Source organism: Rahnella sp. CG8 (genome assembly GCF_023701875.1).
In the GTDB taxonomy this organism is placed as follows: domain Bacteria; phylum Pseudomonadota; class Gammaproteobacteria; order Enterobacterales; family Enterobacteriaceae; genus Rahnella; species Rahnella aceris.
This window is the reverse complement of sequence record NZ_JABAED010000007.1, coordinates 59423-85904: the sequence shown is the minus strand read 5'-3', so window position 1 is coordinate 85904 and position 26482 is coordinate 59423. Positions and strand designations below refer to the sequence as shown.

At 52.1% G+C, this 26482-nt stretch carries 26 protein-coding genes; 12 read left to right on the top strand and 14 right to left on the bottom strand.

Translation table 11 applies throughout. From position 1 onward, the window contains the following. Positions 1-112: 112 nt before the first annotated feature. A complete protein-coding gene (locus HGO41_RS08885) occupies positions 113-772 on the top strand; it encodes a hypothetical protein (RefSeq protein WP_013576365.1) in 660 nt (219 codons plus the stop codon). Positions 773-949: 177 nt separating this feature from the next. Beyond that, positions 950-1540, top strand: coding sequence for a Yip1 family protein (locus HGO41_RS08880; RefSeq protein WP_013576364.1), 591 nt, complete (start codon positions 950-952; stop codon positions 1538-1540). A gap of 139 nt (positions 1541-1679) precedes the next feature. On the opposite strand, the gene dld is transcribed toward HGO41_RS08880, so the two are convergent. After that, a complete protein-coding gene (dld, locus tag HGO41_RS08875) occupies positions 1680-3371 on the bottom strand; it encodes a D-lactate dehydrogenase (protein WP_015690221.1) in 1692 nt (563 codons plus the stop codon). A 206-nt stretch (positions 3372-3577) separates the two neighbouring features. Here dld and phnC point away from each other — a divergent pair, with 206 nt between their 5' ends. The 4 genes from phnC to phnE (HGO41_RS08855) all read left to right on the top strand — a co-directional run bounded on the left by phnC (position 3578) and on the right by phnE (HGO41_RS08855) (position 7361). Beyond that, the gene (gene phnC / locus HGO41_RS08870; protein WP_015690220.1) at positions 3578-4414 is read left to right on the top strand and encodes a phosphonate ABC transporter ATP-binding protein; all 837 of its coding nucleotides are present in this window, start codon (positions 3578-3580) and stop codon (positions 4412-4414) included. A gap of 68 nt (positions 4415-4482) precedes the next feature. Next, entirely contained in the window at positions 4483-5415 is a 933-nt protein-coding gene (phnD, locus tag HGO41_RS08865; RefSeq protein ID WP_013576361.1) for a phosphonate ABC transporter substrate-binding protein, read from the top strand. A gap of 159 nt (positions 5416-5574) precedes the next feature. After that, positions 5575-6438 carry a phosphonate ABC transporter, permease protein PhnE gene (phnE, locus tag HGO41_RS08860; RefSeq protein WP_013576360.1) on the top strand — a complete coding sequence of 288 codons (864 nt, stop codon included), beginning with the start codon at positions 5575-5577 and terminating at the stop codon, positions 6436-6438. Then, positions 6438-7361: a phosphonate ABC transporter, permease protein PhnE gene (gene phnE, locus HGO41_RS08855; RefSeq protein WP_013576359.1), complete on the top strand. Its 924-nt coding sequence runs from the start codon at positions 6438-6440 to the stop codon at positions 7359-7361. The genes phnE (HGO41_RS08860) and phnE (HGO41_RS08855) overlap by 1 nt, the downstream gene beginning before the upstream one ends. An 80-nt stretch (positions 7362-7441) precedes the next feature. On the opposite strand, the gene HGO41_RS08850 is transcribed toward phnE (HGO41_RS08855), so the two are convergent. Further along, positions 7442-8563: a ribosomal protein uL16 3-hydroxylase gene (locus HGO41_RS08850; protein ID WP_250980971.1), complete on the bottom strand. Its 1122-nt coding sequence runs from the start codon at positions 8561-8563 to the stop codon at positions 7442-7444. A 283-nt stretch (positions 8564-8846) separates the two neighbouring features. Next, positions 8847-10226: an NAD-dependent succinate-semialdehyde dehydrogenase gene (locus HGO41_RS08845; RefSeq protein WP_013576357.1), complete on the bottom strand. Its 1380-nt coding sequence runs from the start codon at positions 10224-10226 to the stop codon at positions 8847-8849. A 335-nt stretch (positions 10227-10561) separates the two neighbouring features. Between HGO41_RS08845 and HGO41_RS08840 the strand changes: the two genes are divergently transcribed. Beyond that, positions 10562-10891 carry a DHCW motif cupin fold protein gene (locus HGO41_RS08840; protein ID WP_013576356.1) on the top strand — a complete coding sequence of 110 codons (330 nt, stop codon included), beginning with the start codon at positions 10562-10564 and terminating at the stop codon, positions 10889-10891. 58 nt (positions 10892-10949) lie between these two features. Next, positions 10950-12047 (top strand): D-alanine--D-alanine ligase, encoded by a 1098-nt coding sequence (ddlA, locus tag HGO41_RS08835; RefSeq protein WP_013576355.1) that lies wholly within the window; start codon positions 10950-10952, stop codon positions 12045-12047. Between the two features lie 68 nt (positions 12048-12115). Here the strand turns inward: ddlA and HGO41_RS08830 are convergent, their stop codons facing one another. From HGO41_RS08830 to HGO41_RS08800, 7 genes are all read right to left on the bottom strand, one after another. After that, positions 12116-12457 (bottom strand): helix-turn-helix domain-containing protein, encoded by a 342-nt coding sequence (locus HGO41_RS08830; RefSeq protein WP_013576354.1) that lies wholly within the window; start codon positions 12455-12457, stop codon positions 12116-12118. Beyond that, positions 12438-12797 (bottom strand): type II toxin-antitoxin system RelE/ParE family toxin, encoded by a 360-nt coding sequence (locus HGO41_RS08825; protein WP_013576353.1) that lies wholly within the window; start codon positions 12795-12797, stop codon positions 12438-12440. The genes HGO41_RS08830 and HGO41_RS08825 overlap by 20 nt, the downstream gene beginning before the upstream one ends. A gap of 173 nt (positions 12798-12970) precedes the next feature. Beyond that, a complete protein-coding gene (locus HGO41_RS08820) occupies positions 12971-14185 on the bottom strand; it encodes an MFS transporter (protein WP_153374656.1) in 1215 nt (404 codons plus the stop codon). Between the two features lie 247 nt (positions 14186-14432). After that, positions 14433-14690, bottom strand: a complete 258-nt coding sequence (gene bhsA, locus HGO41_RS08815) for a multiple stress resistance protein BhsA (RefSeq protein ID WP_013576351.1) — start codon at positions 14688-14690, stop codon at positions 14433-14435. A 151-nt stretch (positions 14691-14841) separates the two neighbouring features. Next, a complete protein-coding gene (gene bhsA, locus HGO41_RS08810) occupies positions 14842-15099 on the bottom strand; it encodes a multiple stress resistance protein BhsA (RefSeq protein ID WP_013576350.1) in 258 nt (85 codons plus the stop codon). A 169-nt stretch (positions 15100-15268) separates the two neighbouring features. Further along, positions 15269-15526 carry a multiple stress resistance protein BhsA gene (bhsA, locus tag HGO41_RS08805; RefSeq protein WP_037037181.1) on the bottom strand — a complete coding sequence of 86 codons (258 nt, stop codon included), beginning with the start codon at positions 15524-15526 and terminating at the stop codon, positions 15269-15271. Between the two features lie 416 nt (positions 15527-15942). Then, positions 15943-16200 carry a hypothetical protein gene (locus HGO41_RS08800; RefSeq protein ID WP_013576348.1) on the bottom strand — a complete coding sequence of 86 codons (258 nt, stop codon included), beginning with the start codon at positions 16198-16200 and terminating at the stop codon, positions 15943-15945. Positions 16201-16410: 210 nt separating this feature from the next. Here HGO41_RS08800 and HGO41_RS08795 point away from each other — a divergent pair, with 210 nt between their 5' ends. Together HGO41_RS08795 and HGO41_RS08790 are read left to right on the top strand one after the other, a co-directional pair. Then, positions 16411-17070, top strand: a complete 660-nt coding sequence (locus HGO41_RS08795; RefSeq protein WP_013576347.1) for a TetR/AcrR family transcriptional regulator — start codon at positions 16411-16413, stop codon at positions 17068-17070. A 17-nt stretch (positions 17071-17087) separates the two neighbouring features. Continuing rightward, a complete protein-coding gene (locus HGO41_RS08790) occupies positions 17088-17954 on the top strand; it encodes an oxygenase MpaB family protein (RefSeq protein WP_250980970.1) in 867 nt (288 codons plus the stop codon). Positions 17955-17957: 3 nt separating this feature from the next. On the opposite strand, the gene abgT is transcribed toward HGO41_RS08790, so the two are convergent. The 3 genes from abgT to HGO41_RS08775 all read right to left on the bottom strand — a co-directional run bounded on the left by abgT (position 17958) and on the right by HGO41_RS08775 (position 22369). Beyond that, positions 17958-19481, bottom strand: a complete 1524-nt coding sequence (gene abgT / locus HGO41_RS08785; RefSeq protein ID WP_013576345.1) for a p-aminobenzoyl-glutamate transporter — start codon at positions 19479-19481, stop codon at positions 17958-17960. Between the two features lie 105 nt (positions 19482-19586). Then, positions 19587-21053, bottom strand: coding sequence for a M20 family metallopeptidase (locus HGO41_RS08780; RefSeq protein ID WP_013576344.1), 1467 nt, complete (start codon positions 21051-21053; stop codon positions 19587-19589). Beyond that, positions 21053-22369 carry a M20 family metallo-hydrolase gene (locus tag HGO41_RS08775; protein WP_013576343.1) on the bottom strand — a complete coding sequence of 439 codons (1317 nt, stop codon included), beginning with the start codon at positions 22367-22369 and terminating at the stop codon, positions 21053-21055. The genes HGO41_RS08780 and HGO41_RS08775 overlap by 1 nt, the downstream gene beginning before the upstream one ends. Before the next feature lie 201 nt (positions 22370-22570). Here HGO41_RS08775 and HGO41_RS08770 point away from each other — a divergent pair, with 201 nt between their 5' ends. After that, complete coding sequence (locus HGO41_RS08770) at positions 22571-23467, top strand: LysR family transcriptional regulator (RefSeq protein ID WP_013576342.1); 897 nt, start codon at positions 22571-22573, stop codon at positions 23465-23467. Between the two features lie 141 nt (positions 23468-23608). Next, entirely contained in the window at positions 23609-24715 is a 1107-nt protein-coding gene (locus HGO41_RS08765; RefSeq protein WP_013576341.1) for a suppressor of fused domain protein, read from the top strand. Positions 24716-24902: 187 nt separating this feature from the next. On the opposite strand, the gene HGO41_RS08760 is transcribed toward HGO41_RS08765, so the two are convergent. After that, entirely contained in the window at positions 24903-26399 is a 1497-nt protein-coding gene (locus tag HGO41_RS08760; protein WP_223509282.1) for an MFS transporter, read from the bottom strand. Positions 26400-26482: the final 83 nt, after the last annotated feature.

Sequence of the window (26482 nt, the reverse complement as noted above, 5' to 3'; positions counted from 1 at the left end):
ATCGCGTATTTGTCGAGAAGGAAATTGATTTGAGGTGGTTATTTATCCAGTGCAAACTGTGGCCAGATTAAGGATTTCTAAACAGGGAAAGCTCATGTGAGGGACAACAACTATGTTTCAGCTCAGCAGACGGGATCTATCGCCGATCAACAGGATGCTCTATTTTCCAGGCGCGCCTGCCTGGCCGGAAGATTACAAAGGAAAATCGCTCATGGAAAAGCTCATGCAAAACCAGATCAACAATATTGAAAAGCAGGGAATCAAAAATGGTGAGGAAATTGCCGGGCTGAATCTGCGGGTAGGGAAGGTGGAACAGCAGGTCAGTCAGCTAACGGTAGTGATCACGGAGACGAATCTCCGTGTCGGCAAACTGGAGCACCAGATGGTCACGCTCACTGAAGCGGTGACAGATATCGGGGGTCGTGTCGGGAAAACCGAACAGAGCATCGCGCGCATCGACGGGCACCTGCTGAGAATTGACGATCATCTGGTGAGGATAGATAAACAGTTTGAACAGGTAGATAAACAGTTTCAACAGGTCGATAAACAGTTCGATCGTGTAGATGAGCGCTTTGACAAAATAGAACAACGATTTGAGAAGATCGACCGGCGCTTTGAAAAAGTAGATGAACGCTTTGTGAAGATTGAAGCTTCACTGAGTGCAATGCAGGCAATGTTTTACGATCTCATGATTAAACAGACCCGATGGATTGTCAGCATGATGCTGGTACTGGTTGGCGTGACGTTTACGGCTGCACGCTATATTCACTAACGGCGATCTGATACGGTTGATCTCCCATTACGCTGAATTGGCCGTATCAGCAAAGCTGGCAAGAGCGACTATAATATAGACAGGTCGCCACCTTCTTTATGCCCTTGTCTGACGGGCAATCCCGAAGGTTTATCACTGCGCGCTGCTGGCGGCTTTCGGCGTACAAGGGGGTGTTTCATGGCTAATCATGTCTGGGGACTGATATCCAATCCGGGTCCCGAATTGCAACAAATCCAGCGTGAGCGGGAAACCGTTTCACATGTGTATTCCCACCATGTTCTTTTAATGGCGCTCATCCCGGTTGTCTGTTCTTTCATCGGAACAACGCAACTTGGCTGGAACTTCGGTGATGGCGAGAAGCTGATGGTTTCCATGTTTACCGCGTCTTATATCGCCGTCATTTTCTATGTTCTGATGCTCGCTGCTGTCGCACTGATGGGGCGGATTATCTACGGGATGGCGCGTCGTTATGACAGCCGCCCGACACTCAACAACTGTATCGTCTTTGCCGGCTACGTGGCCACACCCATGTTCCTCAGCGGGGTCGTAGCCCTGTATCCGATGGTCTGGTTATGCCTGTTTGTCGGGCTGATCGGCCTGTGTTACAGCGGATACCTGTTGTATCTCGGCATTCCTAACTTCCTCAATATCGACCGTCGCGAAGGGTTCCTGTTCTCCAGTTCAACACTGGCAATGGGCGTTCTGGTATTAGAGCTGCTTCTGGCTCTGACGGTAATTATGTGGGGTTACGGAACACAGTTATTTTAACTTAATGGCTATCTTACTTGCCATTTTGCCCCCGGGCAGTGCTCGGACTCCTCACGTACTTTATGTACGCTCCGGGTCCTCCGCGCTGTCTGGGAACAAACTGCCTGCGCCGACTACGCCATTCCTCTTTTGAAGGACATTATTCCTGCCAGTTCTTCATCTTACTGGTTTTCCCGATACCCGGATTGAAGGTGTTGGTCGGGTCTGCCTGCCGGTAGAATTCTTTCAAATGTGGTTTTGCCAGATACAAATGGCCGACGTTATGTTCAGCGGGATATTCCGCGCCTTTGGCGTCGAGCAGTTCTAACATCCTGTGTTTCAGCGCCTTGCTGTTTGCGCCTTTTTTGACGATGTAATCCTGATGGAAAACGTGGCACATGAAATGGCCGTAATACAGTTTTGCCACCAGTTGATTGTCGATATCTTCCGGCAATGTCTCGAACCAGTCGCGGTCATTGCGGCGCAGTGCGATATCCAGCGCCAGAATATCTTCCACTTCTTTTTCATGTACCGCGTGATACCGCACGGCGGCACCGGCGGCGGCAAAGCGATGCAGGAAGGCTTTCTTGCCTTCGTCGGCGGAACAGATAAAGAAATCACCCTGACCCTCACTAAAGAAACGTGTCAAAAAGGTTCGGGCTTCGTCAATACCGGGGCCGGACATTTTCAGCAGTAAGTGATGTTCAAACCGGTCACGATACTGCTTCATACGCGGTGGCAGATGATTCGGCAGGGCTTTGCTCAGACACTGCATCACGCGGTCGCTGAAATGTTTGGGCAGGAAAGGGACCTTACTGGCGTGTGCATCGAACTTTCCTTTGGCAGTAAACATGTCCGGCATTTTGTCGGTGCCAAGTTTGTCGATCATCAGGAAAGTGTCTTTGCCATAGACTTCGGTGATATCGAAAATATCCCGGTGCATGTATTCCCCTGCCACCGGAAGGTTAGCGAAGTCACGCAGGATCTGACGGCGTAATTCTGTCAGCACCGCCGTGTCATTGGTGCCGATATAGAAAACCTGCTGCTGCGTTTCTGCCGGAAACGTATCGAGCCGCACGGCGAAAACCGCCAGCTTGCCCGCACAACCTGAAGCTTCAAATAAACGTCGCTCATCCGCGTTGAAACGCGACGGCGTATCCGCATCCACTTCGCGGACACGTGAGGCATAATCGTGATCCGACGCCAGACGCTGATCATGCTGGATATCGGTTTCCAGATAATCGCCTTTTTCCAGACGTGTCAGGATTTCTTCCGGCGTTTCACCAAGATTAATGCCCAGATGGTTAATCAGCCGCAATTCGCCTTGTGCATCGATTTGTGCATAGAGCGCCATTTCGGTATACGCCGGGCCGCGTTTCACCAGCGATCCGCCAGAATTATTACAGATCCCGCCGACCACCGATGCGCCGATGCAGGACGAGCCAATCACTGAATGCGGTTCGCGGTTGTAGGGCTTGAGGATTTTTTCCAGCTTATACAGGGTGCTGCCGGGAAAACCGATCACCTGATGACCGCCGTCGAGTAACTGGATCGTGTCCAGTTTCAGGGTGCTGAAAATAACAATGTCGCGGTCATAGTCGTCGCCGCTGGGCGTCGAACCTTCGGTCAGCCCGGTATTGGCGGCCTGCATAATGACAATCTTGTCGGCGGCGATGCAGGTTTTGAGCAGTTGCCACTGTTGCAGCAGCGTTTGTGGAAATACGACCGCCAGCGCTTTGCCGCCACCGGAGCGAAACCCTTTGCGGTAGCGTTCGGTGTTGCTGTCGCCGGTTAAAACGTGGCGGCTGCCGGCAATCTCTTTCAGCGTGGCGATGAGTGACTGATTATCCATTTCATCTTCCTTTTTTGATGGGATGCCATCTAATCATAGACTTAAATGATACTTGTTAAGTTAAACGTCATTCGGGATATGGGTTAGGTAATTTCACTTAATCTGTTGCATTTTTGTCATGCGCTGTCCATTAAATCGTCATTGATGTGTCATAAAACTCGCGCTTAATGAACGCCAGATAACGAAAGCAACCGAGAGACAGCATCATGGCGCAAGCTCAACTTAAGCTGGCACAGGCTGAATATCCTCAGACCGGGCCACAGCATCTGAACAAAGTTCTGGACGTCAAAGGCCTGGTGAAATCCTATAAATCGGGTCAGCGTGTCCTGAATGACATCAATTTTGATCTCCACGCCGGTGAGTTCGTGGCGGTAATTGGCCGTTCTGGCGCGGGTAAATCCACCCTGCTGCATGTGCTCAACGGTACGATCCCGCTCACGGATGGCAGTGTGGTATGTCATTACGAAAATGGTGAACAGCAGGAGCTGGCCGGGCTTACCGGCAAAGCATTGCGTCGCTGGCGTTCAGGCTGTGGCATGATTTTTCAGGATTTCTGCCTGGTGCCTCGTCTGGATGTCCTGACAAATGTGTTACTGGGGCGTCTCAGCCACACCTCAACGTTCAAATCATTCTTTAACCAGTTCGATGACGAAGACCGCGCCCGCGCCATCTCTTTGCTTGAATGGTTGCACATGCTGCCGCATGCATTGCAGCGTGCCGAAAACCTTTCCGGCGGCCAGATGCAGCGTGTGGCGATTTGTCGCGCGCTGATGCAGAACCCGAAAATTCTGCTGGCCGATGAACCGGTGGCGTCACTGGATCCGAAAAATACCCTGCGCATCATGAATGCGCTGAAAAAAGTCAGCGAAGAGAATATCGCCGTGATGGTCAACCTGCACTCTGTCGAGTTGGTGAAAGATTATTGCACCCGCGTTATCGGCATCGCGAAAGGGCAGATTATTTTCGACGGCCATCCGGACCAGTTAACTGAAGGCATTTTGCATCAGTTATACGGTGAAGAACACGAAGCGATAAACAGTTAAACAATAACGTTATTTATTTTGCAGTGCTTATTTCTACTTTCTCTCAATCTACACAAGGTCATCATTACATGAAGAAGTTATTACGTCTGGCAGTCTTCGTAGCAGGTTCTTTTACTGCAATGCACAGCATGGCAGAAGATGCTCCTAAAGAATTAAACTTAGGTATTCTGGGTGGCCAGAATGCCACCCAGCAAATCGGCGATAATCAGTGTGTAAAAGATTTCTTCGATAAAGAATTAAATGTGGATACCAAACTGCGTAATTCATCCGATTATTCAGGTGTTATTCAGGGGTTATTAGGTAAGAAAGTGGATATGGTATTAAGCATGTCCCCGTCATCTTTTGCTTCGGTTTATATTAATAATCCGAAAGCGGTGGATCTGGTCGGCATTGTCATTGACGATACGGATAAATCCCGGGGTTATCACTCCGTGGTTGTCGTGAAAGCCGACAGCCCGTACCAGAAATTATCTGACCTGAAAGGCAAATCATTCGGTTTCGCTGACCCGGATTCTACTTCGGGTTACCTGATCCCAAACCAGACATTCAAGAAAGAATTTGGCGGCACGACGGATAACAAATACAACAACTTCTTCTCCAGCGTAACCTTCTCCGGCGGCCATGAGCAGGATATTCTTGGCGTGCTGAACGGCCAGTTCGAAGGCGCAGTCACCTGGACTTCAATGATCGGCGACCGCGAAACCGGTTATACCTCCGGTGCATTCAACCGCATGATCCGCATGGACCATCCGGATCTGATGAAGAAAATCCGCATTATCTGGGAATCGCCATTAATTCCTAATGGTCCGATTTTAGTGCGCAGCGATTTGCCACCGGCATTTAAAGCTAAGCTGGTTTCTGCCATTAAGAAACTGGATAAAGATGACCACGCTTGTTTCGTAAAAGCGGTGGGCGGCAAACAGCATATCGGCGAAACGTCCCTGGCTGAATATCAGCAGATTATTGATATGAAGCGTGAGCTGACTAAAGGCGGTCGCTAACCCGTAACTCCCCCCCTGCGAAGGGGAGGGTTGGGGTGGGGTATTAATGGCAACTCAGGAAGCGAAAGCTTTTACCATTATTGTTTTTTTAATACCCCCTCCTGACCTCCCCCTTCGCAGGGGGAGGAATAATGATTATCGCAAATCGGAAATATTATTTTGAACAAAGACTTCAATCGTTATTACCAGCAGATACGCGGTAAACAAAAGCGGGAAGCGCTGATCTGGTCAGGGCTGATGTTGTTGTTATATCTGTGGTCAGGCAATGTTTCCGAACTTAATTTAAAAACGATTATTGTCTCCGCGCCGAGCTTCTTTGATTATATTGGTCAGACGGTGCCGGTATTACACTGGTCATTGTTATTTGCTGACGGTCATACCGAAGGTTCACTGGCGTATTGGGGATATCGTCTCAATATTCAGCTGCCGCTGATTTGGGAAACTATTCAGCTGGCGTTGTCCTCAACGATATTGTCGACGGCGCTGGCAGTCGTGCTGGCTTTTCTCGCCGCCAGCAATACGGATTCGCCTAAATGGGTGAAATTCAGCATCCGTACCTTTGTCGCTTTCCTGCGCACCATGCCGGAACTGGCCTGGGCGGTAATGTGTGTGATGGCGTTTGGCGTCGGTGCCATTCCGGGCTTTATCGCACTGACGTTACACACTGCCGGCAGTCTGACCAAATTGTTCTACGAATCCATTGAAACCGCATCGGATAAACCGGTGCGCGGACTCAGAGCCTGCGGCGCGGGGCGTTTGCAGCGCATGCGTTTCGCCATGTGGCCGCAGGTGAAACCGATCTTCTTATCCTACAGCTTTATGCGCCTCGAAATTAACTTCCGCCAGTCGACTATCCTCGGGCTGGTCGGGGCCGGTGGTATCGGGCAGGAGCTGATGACCTCAATCAAACTAGACCGATATGACCAGGTCAGCATGACCTTACTGCTGATTATTCTGGTTGTGTCGGCGATGGATTTTCTTTCCGGTAAATTGCGCAAACGCGTTGTGGAGGGCACTTTCTGATGTTAACTGATGCGCTCGAACCTCATGTGGTCAGCAGCCTGAAGCAGAAGCACGGGCATCTGTTTGCCGCGCAGCGCCGCTATCTGCGCTACCTCGCGATACTGGCTGTCGTGATTACGCTGTACTACGTCTATTTCTTCAGTTATTTCGGTATTCCATGGAGCGAAGTGGTGCGCGGCACCCGCGAAGTAGGACGTTATTTCCTGCGGATGTTTGTCTGGCATAACGTTTCCGAATGGCCGTTTATGTATTATTTTTCGCAAATAGCTATCACGCTGGCGATTGTGTTTTCCGGAACCATCACCGCGTCTTTCCTCGCATTGCCTCTTTCATTCCTTGCGGCGCGTAATGTGATGTCGACGCCGGTTCTCAGACCCGTTTCCATGGTCATCCGCCGTCTTCTGGATGTTTTACGCGGGCTGGATATGGCGATCTGGGGGCTGATTTTCGTTCGTGCTGTCGGCATGGGGCCGCTGGCCGGTGTGCTGGCGATCGTGATGCAGGATTTAGGCTTGCTTGGCAAGCTTTATGCGGAAGGGCATGAGGCGGTAGATCGTTCGCCGAGCCGCGGCCTGCGGGCGCTGGGGGCTTCCCCGCTACAAACGCACCGCTTCGGGATTTTCACTCAATCCTTCCCGACATTCCTTGCGTTGTCGCTGTATCAGATTGAATCCAATACCCGTTCAGCCGCTGTTCTTGGTTTTGTTGGCGCGGGCGGGATCGGTCTGGTGTATGCGGAAAATATGCGTCTGTGGAACTGGGATGTGGTGATGTTTATCACATTGATTTTAGTGGCTATCGTGATGATTATGGACAAGATTTCCGCGATGCTGCGCGCCAAATATATCCTGGGCGAAGAGATTAGTTTATTCGCACCGGAAGAACGGAAAATGAAGCCGCCGGTTGAGCTTTATCGCTCGTAAATGTTAACGGTCGAAACAGAATAAAAGAAGGCGGCATCCGGGATGGATGCCGCCTTTGCTGTTATTGAATCGCCGGGAGTTTACTCGTCGAAATACCAGTAACCCTGATTCACCAGATCCGTTAACAGAGCGACAAATTCAGGATCCTGCAACGCAGCACCCAGCTCTGTTTTACTGATCAGCGTATAGCGGCACAGCGCATCGGCGGCGGCATGTTGCGATGTTTCCAGCGTCTCGCTGTTAACAAAGAAACGTTCGCCGACGTTGAGAACCCGCAGACCGCTCAGGCGCACCAGGCTTTCGCCCTCCATCAGTGCATCGGCAATTTCATGTGATTCGTATGGCGGTTCGGCTGGCGCGATATCCAGTTCATGGCGCGGCGTAGTGGCGAAACGGCCAAACCATTGTTTGAAATCTTCCGGCTGGCTGATCAGCTCAACCATCATCTGGCGCACACGTTCCAGCTCGTAATCTTCTACTTTACCGACGTGGTCGCGCAGCGTGAGATCCGGATCGCTGTAATGGCTGCCGCCCAGATCGTTTTCCAGCGCGTAGTCAGCAAAACTGCTGATGAAATCGCGGCTGTTAGGGCCACGGAAACCGACGGAATAGTTGAGGGCGGTTTCATGGGTAAAGCCGTCGTGCGGGAAGCCCGGCGGAATATACAGAATGTCGCCGGGTTCAAGATCTTCATCAATGATTGGCGTGAACGGATCCACATGCAGTAACGCCGGGTGCGGGCAGAACTGACGCATCGGCAGAGCATCGCCCACGCGCCAGCGGCGGCTGCCCATGCCCTGGATGATAAACACGTCATACTGATCGATGTGCGGGCCGACACCGCCGCCGGGCACGGAATACGAAATCATCAGGTCGTCTAAACGCCAGTCCGGCAATACGCGAAAAGGTTTCACCAGTTCTGCCGCAGGCAAATGCCAGTGGATTACGGCCTGTGCCAGCAGTGACCAGCCGGTTTCACCCAGCCCGTCGAAATCTTCAAAAGGACCGTTACTTGCCTGCCATTCACCATCTTTATGGCTCACCAGACGGCTGTCCACTTCCGGCTCCATCGCCAGACCGGCTAATTCGTCTGGAGAGATTGGATCAACAAAATTTGAGAACGCTTTTTTGATAACAACAGGTTTTTTTTGCCAGTATTTTTCTAAAAATTCCGGCCAGTCCAGATTGAGTTCATAAGCCATGTGATTTACCAGTGGGAAGACAAACGGGTCTGATTATAGAGAGGGGAATAAGGACAGCGCTTTGTCATGCATCAAGGCTACCCATCATAATTCGAACCGCAGATGCGTTGGCTGCGTTCAGTGACCCGAATCACTTACCTGAGTAAGCTCATCGGGATCCCTTCACTTTCCGCGTTACTCGGCAAGCCTCGCCCTATTAGGGCCAGCGCAAGCGCTGTTCAAAAGCTGAAGCTTTTGTCCTGCAGCCCGAATTATTTTGGGTATAGAACTCTGGTTGAAATATTTATGATTTCGCGGCCAGCACCACCAGTTTCTGGTTCACAAATTCTTTGATACCGAGATCAGAGAGTTCGCGGCCGAAGCCCGAGCGTTTCACACCACCGAAAGGCAGTTCAGCAGCGGTATCCGTCGGTGAATTGACGTATACCATACCGGTTTCAATCTGGCTCGCCAGCTTACGGGCGCGGGTCAGATCGGTGGTAAACAGCGAACCGCCGAGGCCGTAATGTGAGTCGTTGGCAAGTTTCACCAGTTCCTCATCATTTTTCACCACGTACACCTGTGCGACCGGGCCAAAGAACTCTTCGAAATAGGCCGGATTATCGCGGGTAATGTGCGTCAGAATCGTTGGCTCAAAGAAGTTGCCCGGATTGTCTGCCACTTTTTTACCGCCAAAGTGCAGTTTCGCCCCGTGTTTCACGGCATCATCCACTTGTTTGCTCAGCGTTTTCACCGCTTCGGCAGAGGACAACGGTCCCAGTGTGGTGGATTTATCCAGCGGATCGCCGATCTTCAGTGCCTTGAAGTGTTCGGTGAATTTTTTAAGGAATTCATCGGCGACTTTTTCATGAATAATGAAGCGCTTGGCCGCCGTACACACCTGTCCGGCATTAGAGACACGGGCCTGCGCACCGGCTTTGGCAGCTTTATCGATATCCGCATCATCGAGTACGGCAAACACGTCATTCCCGCCGAGTTCCAGCGTCGATTTCTTCAGCTTAGATGCCGCCCGTGAAGCCACGACCGCACCGGCTTTCTCCGAACCGGTCAGCGCGACACCCTGAACGCGGTCATCATCAATGATGGCACTGACCTGATCCTGAGAAATAAACAGGTTGGTATAAGCGCCCTTTGGGGCACCCGCTTCGGTAACCAGTTTCTCAAAGGTTTCCGCACAATGGGGAACGATACTGGCGTGTTTGACGACCACGCTGTTACCTGAGGCAAGATTCGGTGCCAGTACACGCATTAACTGGTAGAACGGGAAATTCCAGGGCTCGACGGCCATGATCACCCCAATCGGATGATGCTCGACCCAGGCTTCGCCGAGATCGGATTTATACGGCACAGGTTTGAGAAATTCCTCGGCGTTTTCGGCATAGAATTTCGCAATATCCGCGCAAATCTGCACTTCGCCACGGCTCTGGCCGATGAGTTTCCCCATTTCTACACTGACCACTTCCGCCAGTTCATCGACACGGGAAGCCATCAGTTCTGACAATTTATGCAGCACGTTAACGCGTTGCTTAATATCGCCCTGACCCCAGTCAGATTTGTATAAAGCATGGGCGGCAGAGAGTGCCTCTTCAACCTGCTGATCGTTATGTGTTTGATATTCTTTGATGAGCTTATTGTTGAACGGATTTATCGTTTGATATGGCATATGTTGCTCCTTGTTTTGTGGCGTGTCGTCGAAAACAACGGCACGTTGGAATTGAGGTGCGTGCGCCTTTCTGCGTTCTCAACAGAACATTAAGCATAGTCGAAAAAACGTGACCGCTGTCCCACAGACATCTCATGCAACACAACGGTATGGCGTGTGCTGCCCGCATTCTCCCCTGGCCCTGCCATACGTGCGCTGCAGCCTGTCTCTAAGAACAATCGGCTTTACGCAACTTTGCGAGCGGCTGTTAATGAATTGTTTTCAGCAAGCGATTGATAAATTTACCGCCCACTTTTATGCTGGCTTTCCTTCCTTTTCCCGACATTGAGAAACTCATGAAGCTTGATGCGATTCCGTTTTGCACGACTGACTGGAGTGATGTCACGCCGACGCAGCATCCGGGTGATACCGGCATGGCGCTGTGGCGTACACAAAAATTTGGCGATATCCGTGTGCGTATCGTTGAATATTCACCTGGCTATGAGGCTGATCACTGGTGTAGTAAAGGCCATGTTTTGTTCTGCCTGGAGGGGGAGCTTCATACGCGTCTTGAAGACGGACGGAATTTCACCTTATCGCCGGGCATGAGTTATCAGGTGGCGGACAATGCTGAAGCACACCGTTCATCCACACCAATTGGCGCGAAACTGTTTGTTGTTGATTAGTCGTGGTTGTTTATAGAAACGTTCGCCGTCCGCTGAGGCTGGCGACAAGGAGCAGCAGGTGAGTAAATTACGGGTTGGTATTATTTTCGGTGGTAAATCGGCAGAGCATGAAGTGTCACTGCAGTCGGCAAAAAACATTGTGGATGCGATTGATAAACAACGCTTTGATGTGACATTGCTGGGCATTGATAAGAAAGGGGAATGGCATATTAATGATGCCAGTAACTACCTGATCAATGCTGAAAATCCGTCGCTGATTGCCCTGAACCGCTCGAATAACCAGGTTGCACTGATCCCCGGTCAGACTGAGAATCAGTTAATTGAGACTCACAGCGCCAGCGCGTTGTCGCAAGTGGATGTGATCTTCCCGATAGTGCACGGAACGCTGGGGGAAGACGGTTCCTTGCAGGGGCTGCTGCGCATGGCAAATATTGCCTTCGTAGGGTCTGGCGTGCTGGGTTCCGCCGTGAGCATGGATAAAGATGTCACCAAGCGTTTGCTGCGCGATGCCGGTCTGGCGGTTGCCCCGTTTGTGTGCCTGACGCGTGCGAACCGTCAGAAAAATACCTTTGCCAGTGTTTCGCAACAACTCGGTCTGCCGCTTTTTATCAAACCGGCGAATCAGGGCTCATCGGTGGGCGTCAGTAAAGTCAGTGATGAAGATGGCTATCAGCGTGCGCTGGATAAAGCCTTCAGCTTCGACCACAAAGTGCTGGTGGAATCGGCCATTAAAGGTCGTGAAATTGAATGCGCTGTGTTGGGTAATGATCACCCGCAGGCCAGTGTGTGTGGCGAAGTGATCCTGCACGACGAGTTTTATTCCTACGATACCAAATACATCAACGAATCCGGTGCTTCCATTGCGGTTCCGGCTGATTTACCCCGTGAGACCCACGACCGTATCCGCGCCATTGCCTTGCAGGCATTTCAGGTGCTGGAATGTCGCGGCATGGCGCGTGTGGACGTTTTCCTGACAGAACAGGGCGATGTCGTCATCAATGAAATCAATACATTGCCGGGCTTCACCAACATCAGTATGTATCCGAAACTCTGGGCAGCCAGCGGGTTAAGTTACAGTGAGCTGATCACCCGCCTGATTGAGCTGGCGCTCGAGCAACATCAGCAGGATAACCAACTGAAGAGTTCTGCCAACTGATTATTCAAATTTTGCATTGAGATGAAAAGGCAGGGAGAAATCCCTGCCTTTGTCGTTTTCTTTGCTGATTATTCAACCACCAGCTTTACCTGTTTTCCGGCCAGACTCAGCATCAGAATCAGGGCATCGAGCGTAAATTTATCCGTCTTTTTGTTCACTACGTCAGAAACGCGCGGGCGGGAAACTTGCAAAATTTTTGCAGCATCGCTCTGAAGCAAATTCTGATGGGCGATCCAGAGGCCAATTTCAGTCATCAGTTGTTCTTTGAGCGCCAGAGTATGGGCAATTTTACGCTGTGAATCGGCATGTAAAGCCTGTGCTTCGACAGCGCTGAATCCCAAATCGGCGAAAACATTTCCGCCTGCTGGTGTGATATGTCGTGATGCGACATCAATAACATCCTTTTTCATTTTCTCTCCTGTGGCGCTCCCGGACAATTTGGGCATAGCGGCTTTTTATAATGGAAATATCTTTCGGGCTGGTTTGCTGCTTCTTTTTCGCAAAGCAGTGCAGGATGTAAATGGCCTCGTCGAATTTAGCGAGATAGATAACCCGAAAAGTACCGGCAAACACATCAAGTTTGATTTCAACCACGCCAGCTCCCCAGTCGCTGACTGACTTCCATTGTGTTGGGGGAAGCCCATGCTGAATTTGTTCAAGTTCATAGCCTGCTCTTTTTCTGGCGTCTGTGGGGAAATCACGTAAATCCTTCAACGAACTTCCACGCCAGTCGATATCTTTAATCACCATCACTTTCCTTGTGTATAAAATTTTATACCTAAATATGCCTCACGCCAACGTCTTTATACGACAGCCAACGCCTGACGAGATAAGTAAGGAGAATTCTTGCGAGATATGCCGAAGAAAAGCACTTCCATGGGGTTAAAAGGCAGGGAGAAATCCCTGCCTTTATCGTTTTCTGATTACGCTCTGTAGTGCCAGAGTAAGATAACAACCCCGGTCAGGCTGGCGAGTGACACACTATAAAGCGCGCCGGTTGCCCCGATGCTATCAGCCAGTAAACCGGCGGCTCCGGTGGCAAAAGCGCTCACCATAACTTGTCCGCGCCAGGCCAGAGCGCTGGCTGTGGCGACCTGCCTGCCCGCAAAATTTTGCAGCACGCCGAAAGTCCCTAATGCAAACACCACATTCGAGGCCAGATGAGCACCGAAAATCAGCATCAGACTGGCCACCGGCCAGGCGGAGAGGGGAGAAAGCAGAAAATATCCGCCCAGAAACAACATCAGGCATAGCAATAACCGTCCGTTGCTGGCGCTGTAACGGCGGAGTTTGTCGGCATTGAGCAATAACGGCCCGCAAAGTTGTCCCAGGCTACGGGAGAACAACAAAGGGAGCGCCAGACCTGTGGCTTCTTCAGGGCGGATTTGTTGCGCCAGTGCGGGCAATAATGCCATCGCGGGTGAACCGACGGCGGCGAGCGCCGGTAGCAGCAAGACGCTTCGTTTCTGTAGCGGTGAGTAATTTTTCCAGCGCAGTGACGCGGGTACGGCGGAATCAGCGGGCGTTGTGTCGGCGCATCTGGCCTGAAATATTTTCCGGGTGATCAGAAGCAAAATGGCAGATGCGGCAAAACTCAGGGCATCAAGCAGCAGAATGCTGAGTGGCGAAACAACATTGAACAACAAAACCCCTGCGCCGGTGCCGAGCATGACCTGCGCCGCGAAGATCAGCGTTTCCATTGCCGTCGCTGCCGGTAACTCATCAACACTCAGCCCGCGTTTGAATAACAATGTGAGCGCCGGATAACTCATCCCGCTGAGCAACGCCTCGGCAGACTGAACAGCCAGCAACGCGGAAATATTGTGTGACAGCAAGCCGTACAGCGGAAATATCAATGCCACCATGCCGAGAATTTCGGTCAGGATCAAAATCTGCAGCGGCGACATTTTTCTGCACAGGCGTTCGCCCCACAGACTTCCGATAAAGCCGGGCAATGTTGCCAGCATATAAGCGAAAGTCAGCGTAGCAGGGGAGGCGTTCCAGCGCAGCAGTTGACCAAAAACCACCACCTGTGTCAGGCCATTACCCAGAGATGATAAAATAAAGGCAAAGCCCAGCAGCCGCAGCCAGCGATGGCTGCGCAGTGCGCGTATGAGCGCAATTAATAACGAATTCATGAAAGAGATTCTCATCAGAAATAACAGAAACCCCGAATTGCCCGCAGGCAACAGGGAGAAGAAAAACTGTCAGTGATGAGAGTTCGTTACATTGGGAAAGAGGGCCTTAAGGAAATAGAAGAGAAAAATGTAGCACAAGGTCAGGCGGGCAGGGAGCATTCAGAGAAATTTTTCATAAAACACAGACACGAAAAAGGCGGCAAATGCCGCCTCTTCTGCTTACTGCTTTTTTACTGCTTACTTCAGCTTATTTATACAGTTCAGCTGTGCCATACAGATGGTTATCACCTGAAGCACCGATGATACGGTAAGAGCTTGCACCGGCTTCGCTGGCTTTAGCATTCAGTTTGTCCTGCAGGCTGCTCAGGCTGTTACCTGATGTTGCGCTGACCACACCAATTGCCTGCTGACCTGCCGGTGCGGACTGAACTTCAGTCGCTGCCAGAGTCGAGAATGAAGCGGTAGCCAGTGCGATTGCAGCAAGAGTCATTGTTACGTTTTTCATGTTATTTTCCTCATTTCGTATTTTTGAGCTTTGCCAGGCGTTGTCATCAACGTTCATTTAATGTGCAAAGCTGTCTTCTGTCCGATACAACATCTAGCTTATTAATCGTTAACTAAATGCTGTTGTACCCTTAAATTGCTTATTCTTGTGCTTATTTATACAGCTCAGCAGTACCGTACAGATGGTTTTCACCTGAAGCGCCGATGATACGGTATGAGCTTGCACCCGCTTCGTTGGCTTTTGCATTCAGTTTGTTCTGCAGGCTTGATAAATCATTGCTTGAAGAAGCACTTACCACACCAATTGCTTGTTGACCTTCTGGTGCAGACTGAACTTCAGTCGCTGCCAGGGTAGAGAATGAGGCGGTAGCAAGCGCAATTGCAGCTAAAGTCATAGTGATATTTTTCATGATGGTCTTCCTTTTTATCTGTTTATCAGCAGGTGATCATTAGGTCCGACTGTTATTTCTTAACAGTTGATAAGTAAATGTTAGACCTGGATCACATTCTGTGCAACTCATTTATTTATTAATCGTTAACTTATTGTGCGGAACAATCTGCTAACGAAATCTTCAGGCCTTATTTATACAGCTCAGCAGTACCGTACAGATGGTTTTCACCAGAAGCACCGATGATGCGGTATGAGCTTGCACCGGCTTCAGTGGCTTTCGCGTTCAGTTTTGACTGCAGTGTACTCAGGTCACCGTTTGAAGAGGCGCTGACAGTACCGATAGTTTGTTCACCCGCAGGTACAGACTGAACCTCAGTCGCCGCCAGGGCAGAGAAAGAAGCGGTAGCAAGTGTGAGTGCTGCGATTGTCATTGCGATAGTTTTCATGATGTTAATTCCTGTTCGTCAATTTTTTATTCGGGGTGCCTTATTCAGGAACCTCAGTTTCGGGTCAACGTTAGTTATTAGTTAACGTTCGATAAGTAAATGATAGGGAGTGTTGAGAGTTTGTGCAAGATGTTTTTTTAATGAACGTTAACTAATCGTGCTGTGATGAATGTCACACTAAACGCGGTTTTTGTTTTCATTTTGTTAAATGAATGTTTTTAAAATGATTCGCGATAAGAATTGAAAATCCTTTATGCATAATTTTGCTGAATGAATCTTTAATGATCGCTAAGTTAATGGTTGGTTCTGGCCAGCGAGGGTGATAAAACATGGGGCGGCCAGGAAAAAGATAAGGCGACATAAGCCGCCTTATCGTGATTCCTGCCCTGACGGTCTGTCATCAGGCTCCGTGGTCATTAGTAATAAACAGAAGCGGGCTGATGACCAGAGGTTGAAGGCGCAGGTGGTTGAGTGGGAGAAGTAGGAATACGGCCCTGTTCGATTTTTTTGTTCGTACAGGTGGCCGGGTTACAGAAGTTACTGTCACCGGTCACATTGACCATCCGCACTTCCTGACTCTGCAAAGGCATCATGATAACCTGCTGTGCGGCAACATTGGCAACCGGTACAGCGGTTAATGCCAGAACTGCAAGAAGGATTTTAAAGTTACTCATGATGTTACGTCCTGAATGTGTTGTCTGCAAAAGGCTTATAAAAGCGTTTTAGTTGTGCAGCTTTGCGGGTTTGAGTGATTTTCTTATCGCTCGATAATTAAATGATAAACTCCGCTGGACTTGTGCGCAACTATTTTTAATAATGATCGTTAAGTTATTTCTATAACTATTTTAATAACCATAATCACAATGGTGATGGAAGGAGGGTGTATGAGCACTGAACAGACGGCTTTGGTCCGGAAAAGTCGCGGTCGCCCAAAACAGTTCGATCGTGGAACTGCTCTGAGCAAGGCCTTGAATTTATTCTGGCGCCATGGTTACGAGGCCACTTCATTAGCCGATTTGGTCGAAGCAACCGGTGCAAAAGCGCCAACTTTGTATGCCGAATTTGGTAACAAAGAAGGGCTTTTCCGCGCAGCCGTTGAACATTATCTGAAAAACTTTTACGAAAAGAGCTCATGTTTACTGAGCAGAACAGATTTGTCCGTTGAGGATACGGTTGGGCGCTATCTGCGTGCCATCGTTGAGCTGTTTACCGACTGCGACACGCCAAGTGGCTGCTTTATGATCAGCGCATCATCCGGGATGTCTTCATCTTCTGCGGATATTGCCGAAATGCTGCGTGCGCGCCACCTTTCGCAGGAACGCACTCTGTTTGAATATTTCGAGAAGAAAAAACAGAGCGGTGATTTGACTGCGGTAACTGACAGCGCGCTGCTGGCGAAATACCTGGCCTGCACCATTCAGGGCTTCTCCGTACAGGCCCGTGACGGCGCAAGTTCTGATGAACTCAACCGGCTGATTGACGTGGTCATGAACCTGTGGCCGGAGCTGACCAAAGCCACGGTTGTCAGCAAAGCCGCACATTAATCACTGAGTTAAGATAATTGTTAAGAAAGAGAATAGAACGTCAGGTGCTGAGTCTTTCGGGCCTGGCGTTAGGCGGTATAGACTTTGAGAATCCGCCGGGTGACCCGGGACTGTTTGGTCCGCAAAGCATCACCTGGCGAATTCACGGAGACTTCTCATCCATGCTTTGTGGCGGTGTCAGTGCCTTATTGCTGCAAATGCTTCATCCGCTGGCGCTTGCCGGTGTCTGGGATCATTCCTCATTTCGTGAAGATATGCTCGGGCGACTTCGTCGCACCAGTCAGTTCATTTCCGGGACGACTTTTGCGCCTGTTAATGACGCCAACGCGTTAATCGAAAAAGTAAAATCCATTCATTTGCGGGTGACCGGTACCGATGCTTACGGCACGCCTTATGCGGCCAGCGATCCGGATTTACTGGTCTGGGTGCACGTAGCCGAAGCGTACAGCTTCCTGCAATCGCATCTGCGTTATCGCAATCCTGCGCTCAGCCTGAGCGATCAGAACCTTTATTATCAGGAGTTTTCCCGTGTGGCGAAAAGCCTGGGGGCGGCAAATGTGCCGGAGAGTGTCGATGCGGTAGAAGCTTATTTGCAGACGATGCGTCCGCAGTTGCGCTGCGATGAACGGACGCTTGAAGTGGTAAGATTATTGCAGAATGCACCCGCGCCGAGCCGTCTGGCCAGGCCGGTGGGCAGCCTGATGATTCAGGCTGGCATTGAATTATTGCCTGAGTGGGCAGCAATCCAACTGGGGATTTCCCTTTCCCCGCCGAAGCGCCGGAGGATTCGTTTCGCCACCCGTTGCATTGCAGGGGTATTGCGCTGGGCGGTGAGAAACGGCTCATGGCACCGGGCCATGCGCCGTATGGGGCGTCTGCACTGACCGTTAAAGATGCGGATAAACGCCCGGACCGATGGGCAGACCCAGCAGATACCAGCCCACCAGCATCAGCAGCCACACCACGAAAAACACAATCGGATACGGCAGCACCAGCGAATAATAGGTGCCGAGTTTCGCTTCTTTGTTGTAGCGCTGCAGGAACCCGAGGAACAGCGGCACAAACGGCGACATCGGCGCGAGCGGGATCACCGAAGAATCCGCGACGCGGAACACGATTTGCGCGAACGCCGGATGGAAACCGAGCAGCATAAACATCGGCACAAATATCGGTGCCAGAATCGACCAGATTGCCGAGCCGCTGGCGATAAACATACACAGCAATGCCGACAGGAAAATCAGGCCGAGAAACGCCGGGATGCCGGTCATGCCTAAGTTTTCCAGCACATCCGTCAGCCCGATCGCCATGAATTTCCCCATATTACTCCAGTTGAAAAACGCCACAAACTGGGACAGCGGGAACACCATCACAATAAAACCCGCCATGGATTTCATCGGATCCACCAGCAAATCCGGCACGTCACTGGCGCTGCGGATCTGCTTCGTCACCATGCCGTAAGGCACTGAAATCACGAAAAAGAACAGAATAATCAGCGGTACGATGCCCTGAATAAATGGCGAAGGGATGATGCCGCCGGTTTTCGGATTGCGCAGCGGCGCGGCTTCCGGCACCACCAGCAAGGCGACCAGGGCGATAAACACCAGCGCCGCAATGCCGCTCGCCATCAGGCCGCGGTTCTGTTCCGGCGTCAGCTTTTTCATCTCTTCGTTACGCTCGCCGTGATACACCGGCAGGCGCGGTTCAACGAATTTATCGGTCAGAATGGCACCCACGATGGTCAGCAAAATCACCGAGGCTGCCATAAAGTACCAGTTGTCGATCACACTGACCTGAACCGCCGGATTAATCGCCTTTGCCGCCTCGGTACTCAGACCGGATAACAACACATCGGTGGTCACAATCAGCAGGTTAGCCGTGAAACCGCAGCCAACACCGGCGATAGCCGCCAGTAAACCAGCCACGGGATGACGTCCGACTGCGAGGAAAATCAGTGCGCCCAGCGGCGGCATCACCACCAGTGCGGCATCCGACGAAATGTGGCTGAAGAAGGCGATAAAAATCACCATATAGCTGGCGTAACGGGCGTTTACTTTGGACGCCATTTTGTACATCAGGCTTTGCAGCAGCCCGACGCGCTCCGCCAGTCCGGCACCAATCACCAGCGCCAGAATCGAGCCGAGCGGGGTAAATCCGCTGAAATTTTTAATGACGTTCGGCAAAATCCACTGAATACCTTCCACGCTCAGCAGGTTTTTTACATGGATTACCTCACCGTTGGTTGGGTTTACTGCCGTAATATTCAGCCATGAAATCACCGCACTGGCGACCATCAGCACGGCGATCAGGTAAACAAATAACAAAAACGGGTTGGGAATTTTATTCCCCACACGTTCAACCCACTGAAGAAATCCCCCCGGACTCTGGCCGGAATCTTGCGCCTGAATACTCATCTGTTAACCCTCTGTCGTGTTTGTCTTTTTTTATATTTATGCCGCTCATCCGTGCCGGAACGGGACGCGAATGAGCGGTTTACATCATTAACTGACACCCGTGATTTATTTCAATGGCGAAGGTTTTACGCCTGCCGGGATCGGGCACTGATACGGGCGTCGTGCACGTTGTGCATCGCGCTCTTTCTGACAGGCCGTCAGTAAATCCGGCCGGGTGAACAGGTCTATCGCGGTCGATGACATGATTTTCGCTGCCAGACACATGCCTTTATGGGCGATGGAGGTCCGCCCCTGCGACACAATCTGCCAGGTATGCAGCGGCGAACCGACCGCAAAACACGGGCTGAAACACTGCGCCGTCGGCACCAGCCAGCTCACATCACCGACGTCCGTTGAGCCGTAGAGGATATTGCCGTTCGGGGCATACGGAGCAACGGAGTCTGTCAGCGGGGAATGGCGCAAGGTTTCGGCGAATTCCACGCCTTCCGCGCCGCTGGTACGGGAGATATTCAGCAGATTGTTATCGATATCCTGTTCGCTCAGCGTGGCATGAATCGACGCCGCAAACGCCCGCTCTTCGGCGGTGTAATGCGGAGTGCCGAAAGCCTGCACATACTGATACATCGCGCTTTCCAGTGTGCGGTTGGGCACGTAGTTGGAACAGGCCTTGTCAAAGCGCATCGACATCTGTGTGCCGGTCATCAGCGCTGCGCCTTTGGCGATATCCACTACGCGGTCGAAAATCGCCTGCGCCTGATCCATTTGCGGCGCGCGTACCAGATACAGCACTTCGGCGTCTGCCTGCACCACGTTGGGCGAAATTCCGCCCGCATTGGTGATCGCGTAATGCAGGCGCGCTTCCTGAATGATGTGCTCACGGAGGAAGTTCGCGCCGGTATTCATCAGCGTCAGGGCATCCAGCGCGCTGCGACCCAGATGTGGCGCGGCGGCGGCGTGTGAGGACACGCCTTTAAAGCTGAACGACGCCTGAATATTGGCCAGCGTCTGGTTGCTGAACATGCCGCTGTAGGTTTCCGGATGCCAGGTCAGCGCGGCATCGACGTCATCGAACAACCCTTCGCGCGCCATAAAGGTTTTGCCGGAGCCGCCTTCTTCACCCGGGCAGCCGTAAAAACGCACCGTGCCCTGAATGTTTTCACGTTCCATCCAGGCTTTTACGGCCAGCGCGCCGCCGAGTGCCGCCGTTCCCAGCAGATTATGGCCGCAACCGTGGCCGTTGCCGTTTTCCACCAGTGGCTGCGCTACATCGCAACCGGCTTTCTGGCTTAAACCGGCCAGCGCGTCGAATTCGCCGAGCAGGGCAATCACTGGTTTTCCGCTGCCGAAGCTGGCGATAAACGCCGTTTCCATGCCACCCACGCCGCGCTCAACGGCAAATCCGCTGGCGTCGAGTTTGTCGGCCAGTAATGCAGAAGAGAAGGATTCGACAAAGCGGGTTTCAGGATGATCCCAGATGGCATCGCTGATTTCTGCCAGCGCGGGTTGCTGGTTATCGATGAAATCATTGATGAAATTCACGACGTTCTGTTGATGTGGCACGTGCGACGTCATCAGCGTTCCCCTTTGAATTCAGCGATATTCAGCGCCAGTGCCGCCAGGGTTTTAATGCCCTGAGACATCACTTTTTCATCGAAATCAAACAGTTCATTGTGATGACCCGCGCTCAGATCAGTGCCGAAAATGACATAAGAGGCTTCGCCACCGCGGGCTTTTACGCGCTCCATCATATAGGTGGCATCTTCCGAACCCGCTGCGCCTTCCTGACGGTCGATAATCTGCTCAAACTCGCCGAGTTTTTCCGCCTGACGGTGGATGTAATTCACCCAGGCGGGCGTCGGCGTGCTGCTTTGCGCCGCGCCCATCAGTTTGATGTCGAATTTCACCTGATGCATTTCGGCTGCGCCGGAAATCACTTTCAGCGCCTGCTGATAAATAAATTCGTTCACCTCATTGGTGGTGCCACGCGTTTCTACTTTCATCGTGGCGCTGGAAGGCACCACATTGCGCCCGGTACCAGCCTGTAAAACGCCGACATTAATGCGTGAATCACCGCCGCTGTGACGCGGGATCGCGTGTAAACCGAGCGTAGCCTGAGCCGCTGCCAGCAGGGCATTGCGGCCATCCTCCGGCTTACCGCCCGCATGTGAGGCCACGCCGGTGAAGTGCACGTCGAGCTTGGTCGTTGCCATAAAAGTATCGTTACCGCACACGATGTGATTAGCCGGTACGCCGGTGCCGATATGCACGGCGGTGAAATATTGCACGTCGTCCACCACGCCCGCTTCAACCATGGATTTCGCGCCGCGCGTGCCTTCCTCGGCAGGCTGGAAAATCAGCTTGATGGTGCCGCAGAGCTGGTCGCGCACCTGCATCAGCACGTCTGCCAGCCCGAGGCCAATGGTGGTGTGACCGTCGTGACCACAGGCATGCATCATGCCGTTATTGGCCGAAGCAAACCCGTCGCGGAACGGGCGATGCTGGTCTTCCAGTACTTCGTTTAAATCCAGCGCGTCCATATCCACCCGAAAACCCATTACCGGGCCGGGGCGACCGGTTTCCAGCGTGGCGACAATCCCGGTGAAACCGCCGGAGAAATGCGGCATCCAGCGGGCAATCGCGCCTTGTTCCAGTGCGCGCTGCTCCTGTTCGGCCAGCACGGCTGCGGAAGGCAGCCCCATACGCGAATCCGCGTCGATAACTTCTTTGCCGAGTTGCAGTGAATAGCCCAGTTTTTCCAGACGATCGGCCACCAGCGTGGAGGTACGAAACTCCAGCCAGCCGGATTCGGCGTATTTATGCAGATCACGACGTTGCTTTTGCAGGGAAGGGAACAGCTTTTCTACACGTTCAGAAATCTCATTAACCATCACGGACTCTCTTTTTACACAGACATGCAGGCTTTCCGCACAGCGGCAGAAAGGAGGAAATCAAAGCTTCGGGAAGTGCAGACCCGCACGCAGAAAGCGGCGAAAGGCGGCCTGATATGATTTTCAATGTACATAAAGCGTTCAGGGCATATAAGATGCCAAAATCTTCTTAGTGATAATCAGGGGTTATCAAAGAATCTCATGCCATCACAAATAAAAATGCATCAGTTGCGGGCGTTTGTTTCGGTCGCACGTCAGGGCAGTATTCGTGCCGCCAGCCGGATGCAGAATCTTTCACAGCCCGCGCTGACCAAATCAATTAAAGAACTGGAAGAAAATCTGGGGGCGAGGTTATTTGTCCGTCGCCGTCAGGGCGTGACGCTAACTGATTGTGGTGACGCGTTTTTTAAGCGCGCAAGCCTGATTCTGGAAGAGCTGCGGGTGGCGCAGGAAGACATCGCTCAGCGCCTCGGCGGGACCAGCGGCAGGGTCAATATCGGCGTCGGTGCCAGTATTGCCCGCACCATCATGCCGGAAGTCATTGACCGTTTTCACCGTGAATTCCCCCATGTGAAGGTGCGGATTGCCGAGGGACAACTGGTATCGATGATCCCGGAGCTGCGTCAGGGCGAGCTGGATTTCACCGTGAATACCTATTATCAGGGACCCTTTGATAACGAACTGTTATATGAAAAGCTTATGGATAAAGAGTATCGCGTGGTGGCAAGGCGTGGTCATCCGATGCAGCATGCCCGTTCGATGCAGGAGCTTTTGCATTGCGACTGGACGATGCCGACGCCACGCGGCAGCTATTACAAACTGCTCAGCGAAGTGTTCAGCGAAATGGATGCCGAGCCGAATATCAGCGTGATTTGCGAAACTTTTATGTCCTGCACCAGCCTGATCGCCAAAACCGATTTTCTCAGCGTGTTGTCCGTCGATGTCATTAACGATCCGGTGATCGGCCAGAGTCTGGTCGCGCTGGATCTTGATCTGCCGCTACCGAAAGCCACGTTCTATCTCATTCAGCGACGTGATACCACGCTGACGCCGATGGCCGCGCATCTGGCGCAGCTGTTTCGGATGTATTGCCGCTGATGTTGATATTTTGACAAAAAAGCACCTGTTTTAATGATTTATCGGGGATTTTTGGGAATATTGCCCGTTATCGGCCTGGCTTATCCGTTCTACACTGACCATCACAGGGAATAATAAGCTTCCTGATATTGTTGAGGTCATATGCGCCAGTCCGACATTGTTGCTGAAGTCAGTAACGACAAACAAACCCTGACCGCGCTGGTCGAGCAGGATAACCGCGTGGTGTATTTCTATATTTTCGCCCGCGAAGATTTGCGCGACCGCTTTCCGAAAATGCGCGCCTGCTGGGTACGTAATCTGGTGCCCGCACCGCTGAACGATGACACAGAGGCAATGGAGCAGGGGATTGCCCCGATGCTGGCGGCGCAATACTGCCGCAATCTGGAGGGCGAAGCGCCGCTGGAGCCTGCACAAATTCAGATCCTCTGGAATGAAAGCGATGACGGCGCGGCGTTGTGGTATCAGGGATTATTGCTGGCGGTGATCCCCGGCTGGAGTTTGTATATCGACCATTCGGTGTGTTATTCCGCCGGCTGCATTAAACAGAATCCGCTGACCTTCCCGCTGGGTTCTGCCTCGACCAACACGCAATGTGAACTGGCAGAAAAGACCCGCCTGTTCTGGCGTGACTGGCAAAATGAATTCAGCAATCCGTGGCCGAAAATCCAGCGCAAGCTGCTGGAATCCTACGAAGATCGCTTTGGCTCATCACTGAAATATTATCTGATCAATCAGGGCAACTGGCCGCCGATGGCGATTTCTCAGCATGAAGATGAAGAGAACTATTACTTCTTCACGGTCGGCATGAGTATCCGTCCGATGCCGCAAATTGATATTGTTTTCAACGATGAAGCAGAAAAGCATCGTCGCATCGAACTCGCCTTTTCGGTCGGCAAAGAATATGTGACGGAAGAAAATGCCGTGCAGATGGCCAGCGCGTTATCCGGTTATGCACAGATTCCCTGGACGACTCTCAGCTGGTTGGGTGAAGGCCACACGCTGATGTCGCCGATGGCACCGCTCGGCTTTGAAGGACACGTGATTTCCTCCGCATTATGCGGTCCGGCAGACAAAATGCGTCTGCCAAAAATTTACGGGGATCCGGTGAATCTGTTTTGGGTCAGTCCGGTGTTTACCAGCGAACTGGAGTTTGCGCAGGCCAGACCGAATGGCGGATTTGAACTGGTCGCCGCGATGATCAAGAACGATATCGGGTATGTGTTTGCGCCGAGAAGTGCGGTGGTCTGATGTCACTCTCTCAGTTTTCTCACAGAGATGAGTAAGAATACCGATCTGCTCCCTCCCCTGCGAAGGGGAGGGTTGGGGTGGGGTATTAAAGAAGAATCAAAGAGTTGAAGAGTGCAGTACCTATTGTGTTGTCTTTAAAACCCCCTCCCAGCCTCCCCCTTCGCAGGGGGAGGAGCAAGGCAAAAACCTAAACCGGTTTAATTTCCTGCTGAAAATCCTCAGCATCAACATCATATCCCGACGGTTCCCAGCGTACCGCTGTCAGTACGATTAAGCCCGCCAGTGGCGCTAACGCGATCACCCAGAACACGCCGGTGCCGAGTGCGGCGGAAAGCACCGGAAACAGGAACAGTGAAAGGGTGGAGCTGGCGCGCATCAGCGTCTGGTTGAAGCCGACACCCATGCCGCGCAGTGATGTCGGGTAGCTCAGTGACGCAAATGTCATGGTGTGCGATCCCGGCCCGAACCCCTGACCGAACAGGAATAACGCCAGCATGGCGATGGAAATCGCCGCTTCGCCACCGTCTGCCGGGCGGCCGACCAGTGCCAGACCGATCATCGCCACCAGCTGGCAGGCGTAACCGGCGTAGGTCATTTTCCATGCACCAAATTTCGACACATACCGTACCGCAATCAGACCACCGACAAAAGCGAAGCACAGGTTCAGGCCGAGCGAGAACAGAATGGTGCTGATCATCGATTGTTGCAGGAAGCTGGATAAAATCACCGGTAACCCGAATGCCACCGCATTATAGGCAAATGACGAGGCCACCGCCGTCACGGTCGCCAGCACGGTGCGCCGCAGATAAATGCCCTGCAACAGCGTGCCGTAGTTACGCCATGCGGCTTTGCGCACTTTCACCTGCGGTGTTTTGTCCGCATCTTCAGCCACTACCGCATTGATGTTGTAAGACTTTCTCAGGATCGCCGCCGCGCTTTGCAGGTCGCCCTGATTGGCCGCCCAGACCGGCGATTCATTCATATAACGGTGACGGATAGCGATAATCAGAATCGCAGGCACCGCGCCGAAGCCGAGGATCAGACGCCACAACCAGTCGGTGTGCGTGGCAGGCAGTACTGCGTAAAGCAGCAGAACCAGCAGATACGAGACGCTGATCGCCGCGTACCACGTCGGGCACCACATCGCCACGCGCGAGGCTTTATTGCCGCGCCCCTGAAGTTTTGAGAACTCCGCAAGAAACGCCATCGCCACCGGTAAATCGATGCCGACGCCTAATCCCATCACGAAGCGCGACCCGCCGAGCACCCATTCATTCGGTGCAAAGGCGCAGGCCAGCGCGGCAATCACGAAGAAGAACATATCAGCCATAAAGACGCGGTAACGGCCGATTTTGTCGGTCAGATAGCCGCCGAACAATGCGCCGACAATCGCCCCGAAGGTAATCGCCGAGGCCACAAAGCCCGCGCCGGAAGGCGTCAGCCCAAACTGGCGGGTGATATCTTTCATTCCGAAAGCCAGCGCACCGAGGTCATAAGCGTCGAGGAAAACGCCGCCGAGTGCGATAGCAATCACGATGCGTGCGTCGCTGATTTTCGCTGCGCCGCGGTTCACTAACTGAGTAATATCGGCAGCGGAACGAATCACCACCGGCTGGTCAGGCGCAGAATCTGCGCTGTAATCCCCTGAAGAGGCGGTCTGAGAGGCCGCAATTGAATCAGACATTGTTGTGTTTACGCTTTTTGACAAAAAAACCAGCATAGAGGCGAGGTGATGCCGGTCACAAGTCCTGATTAGACGTTGCGTGA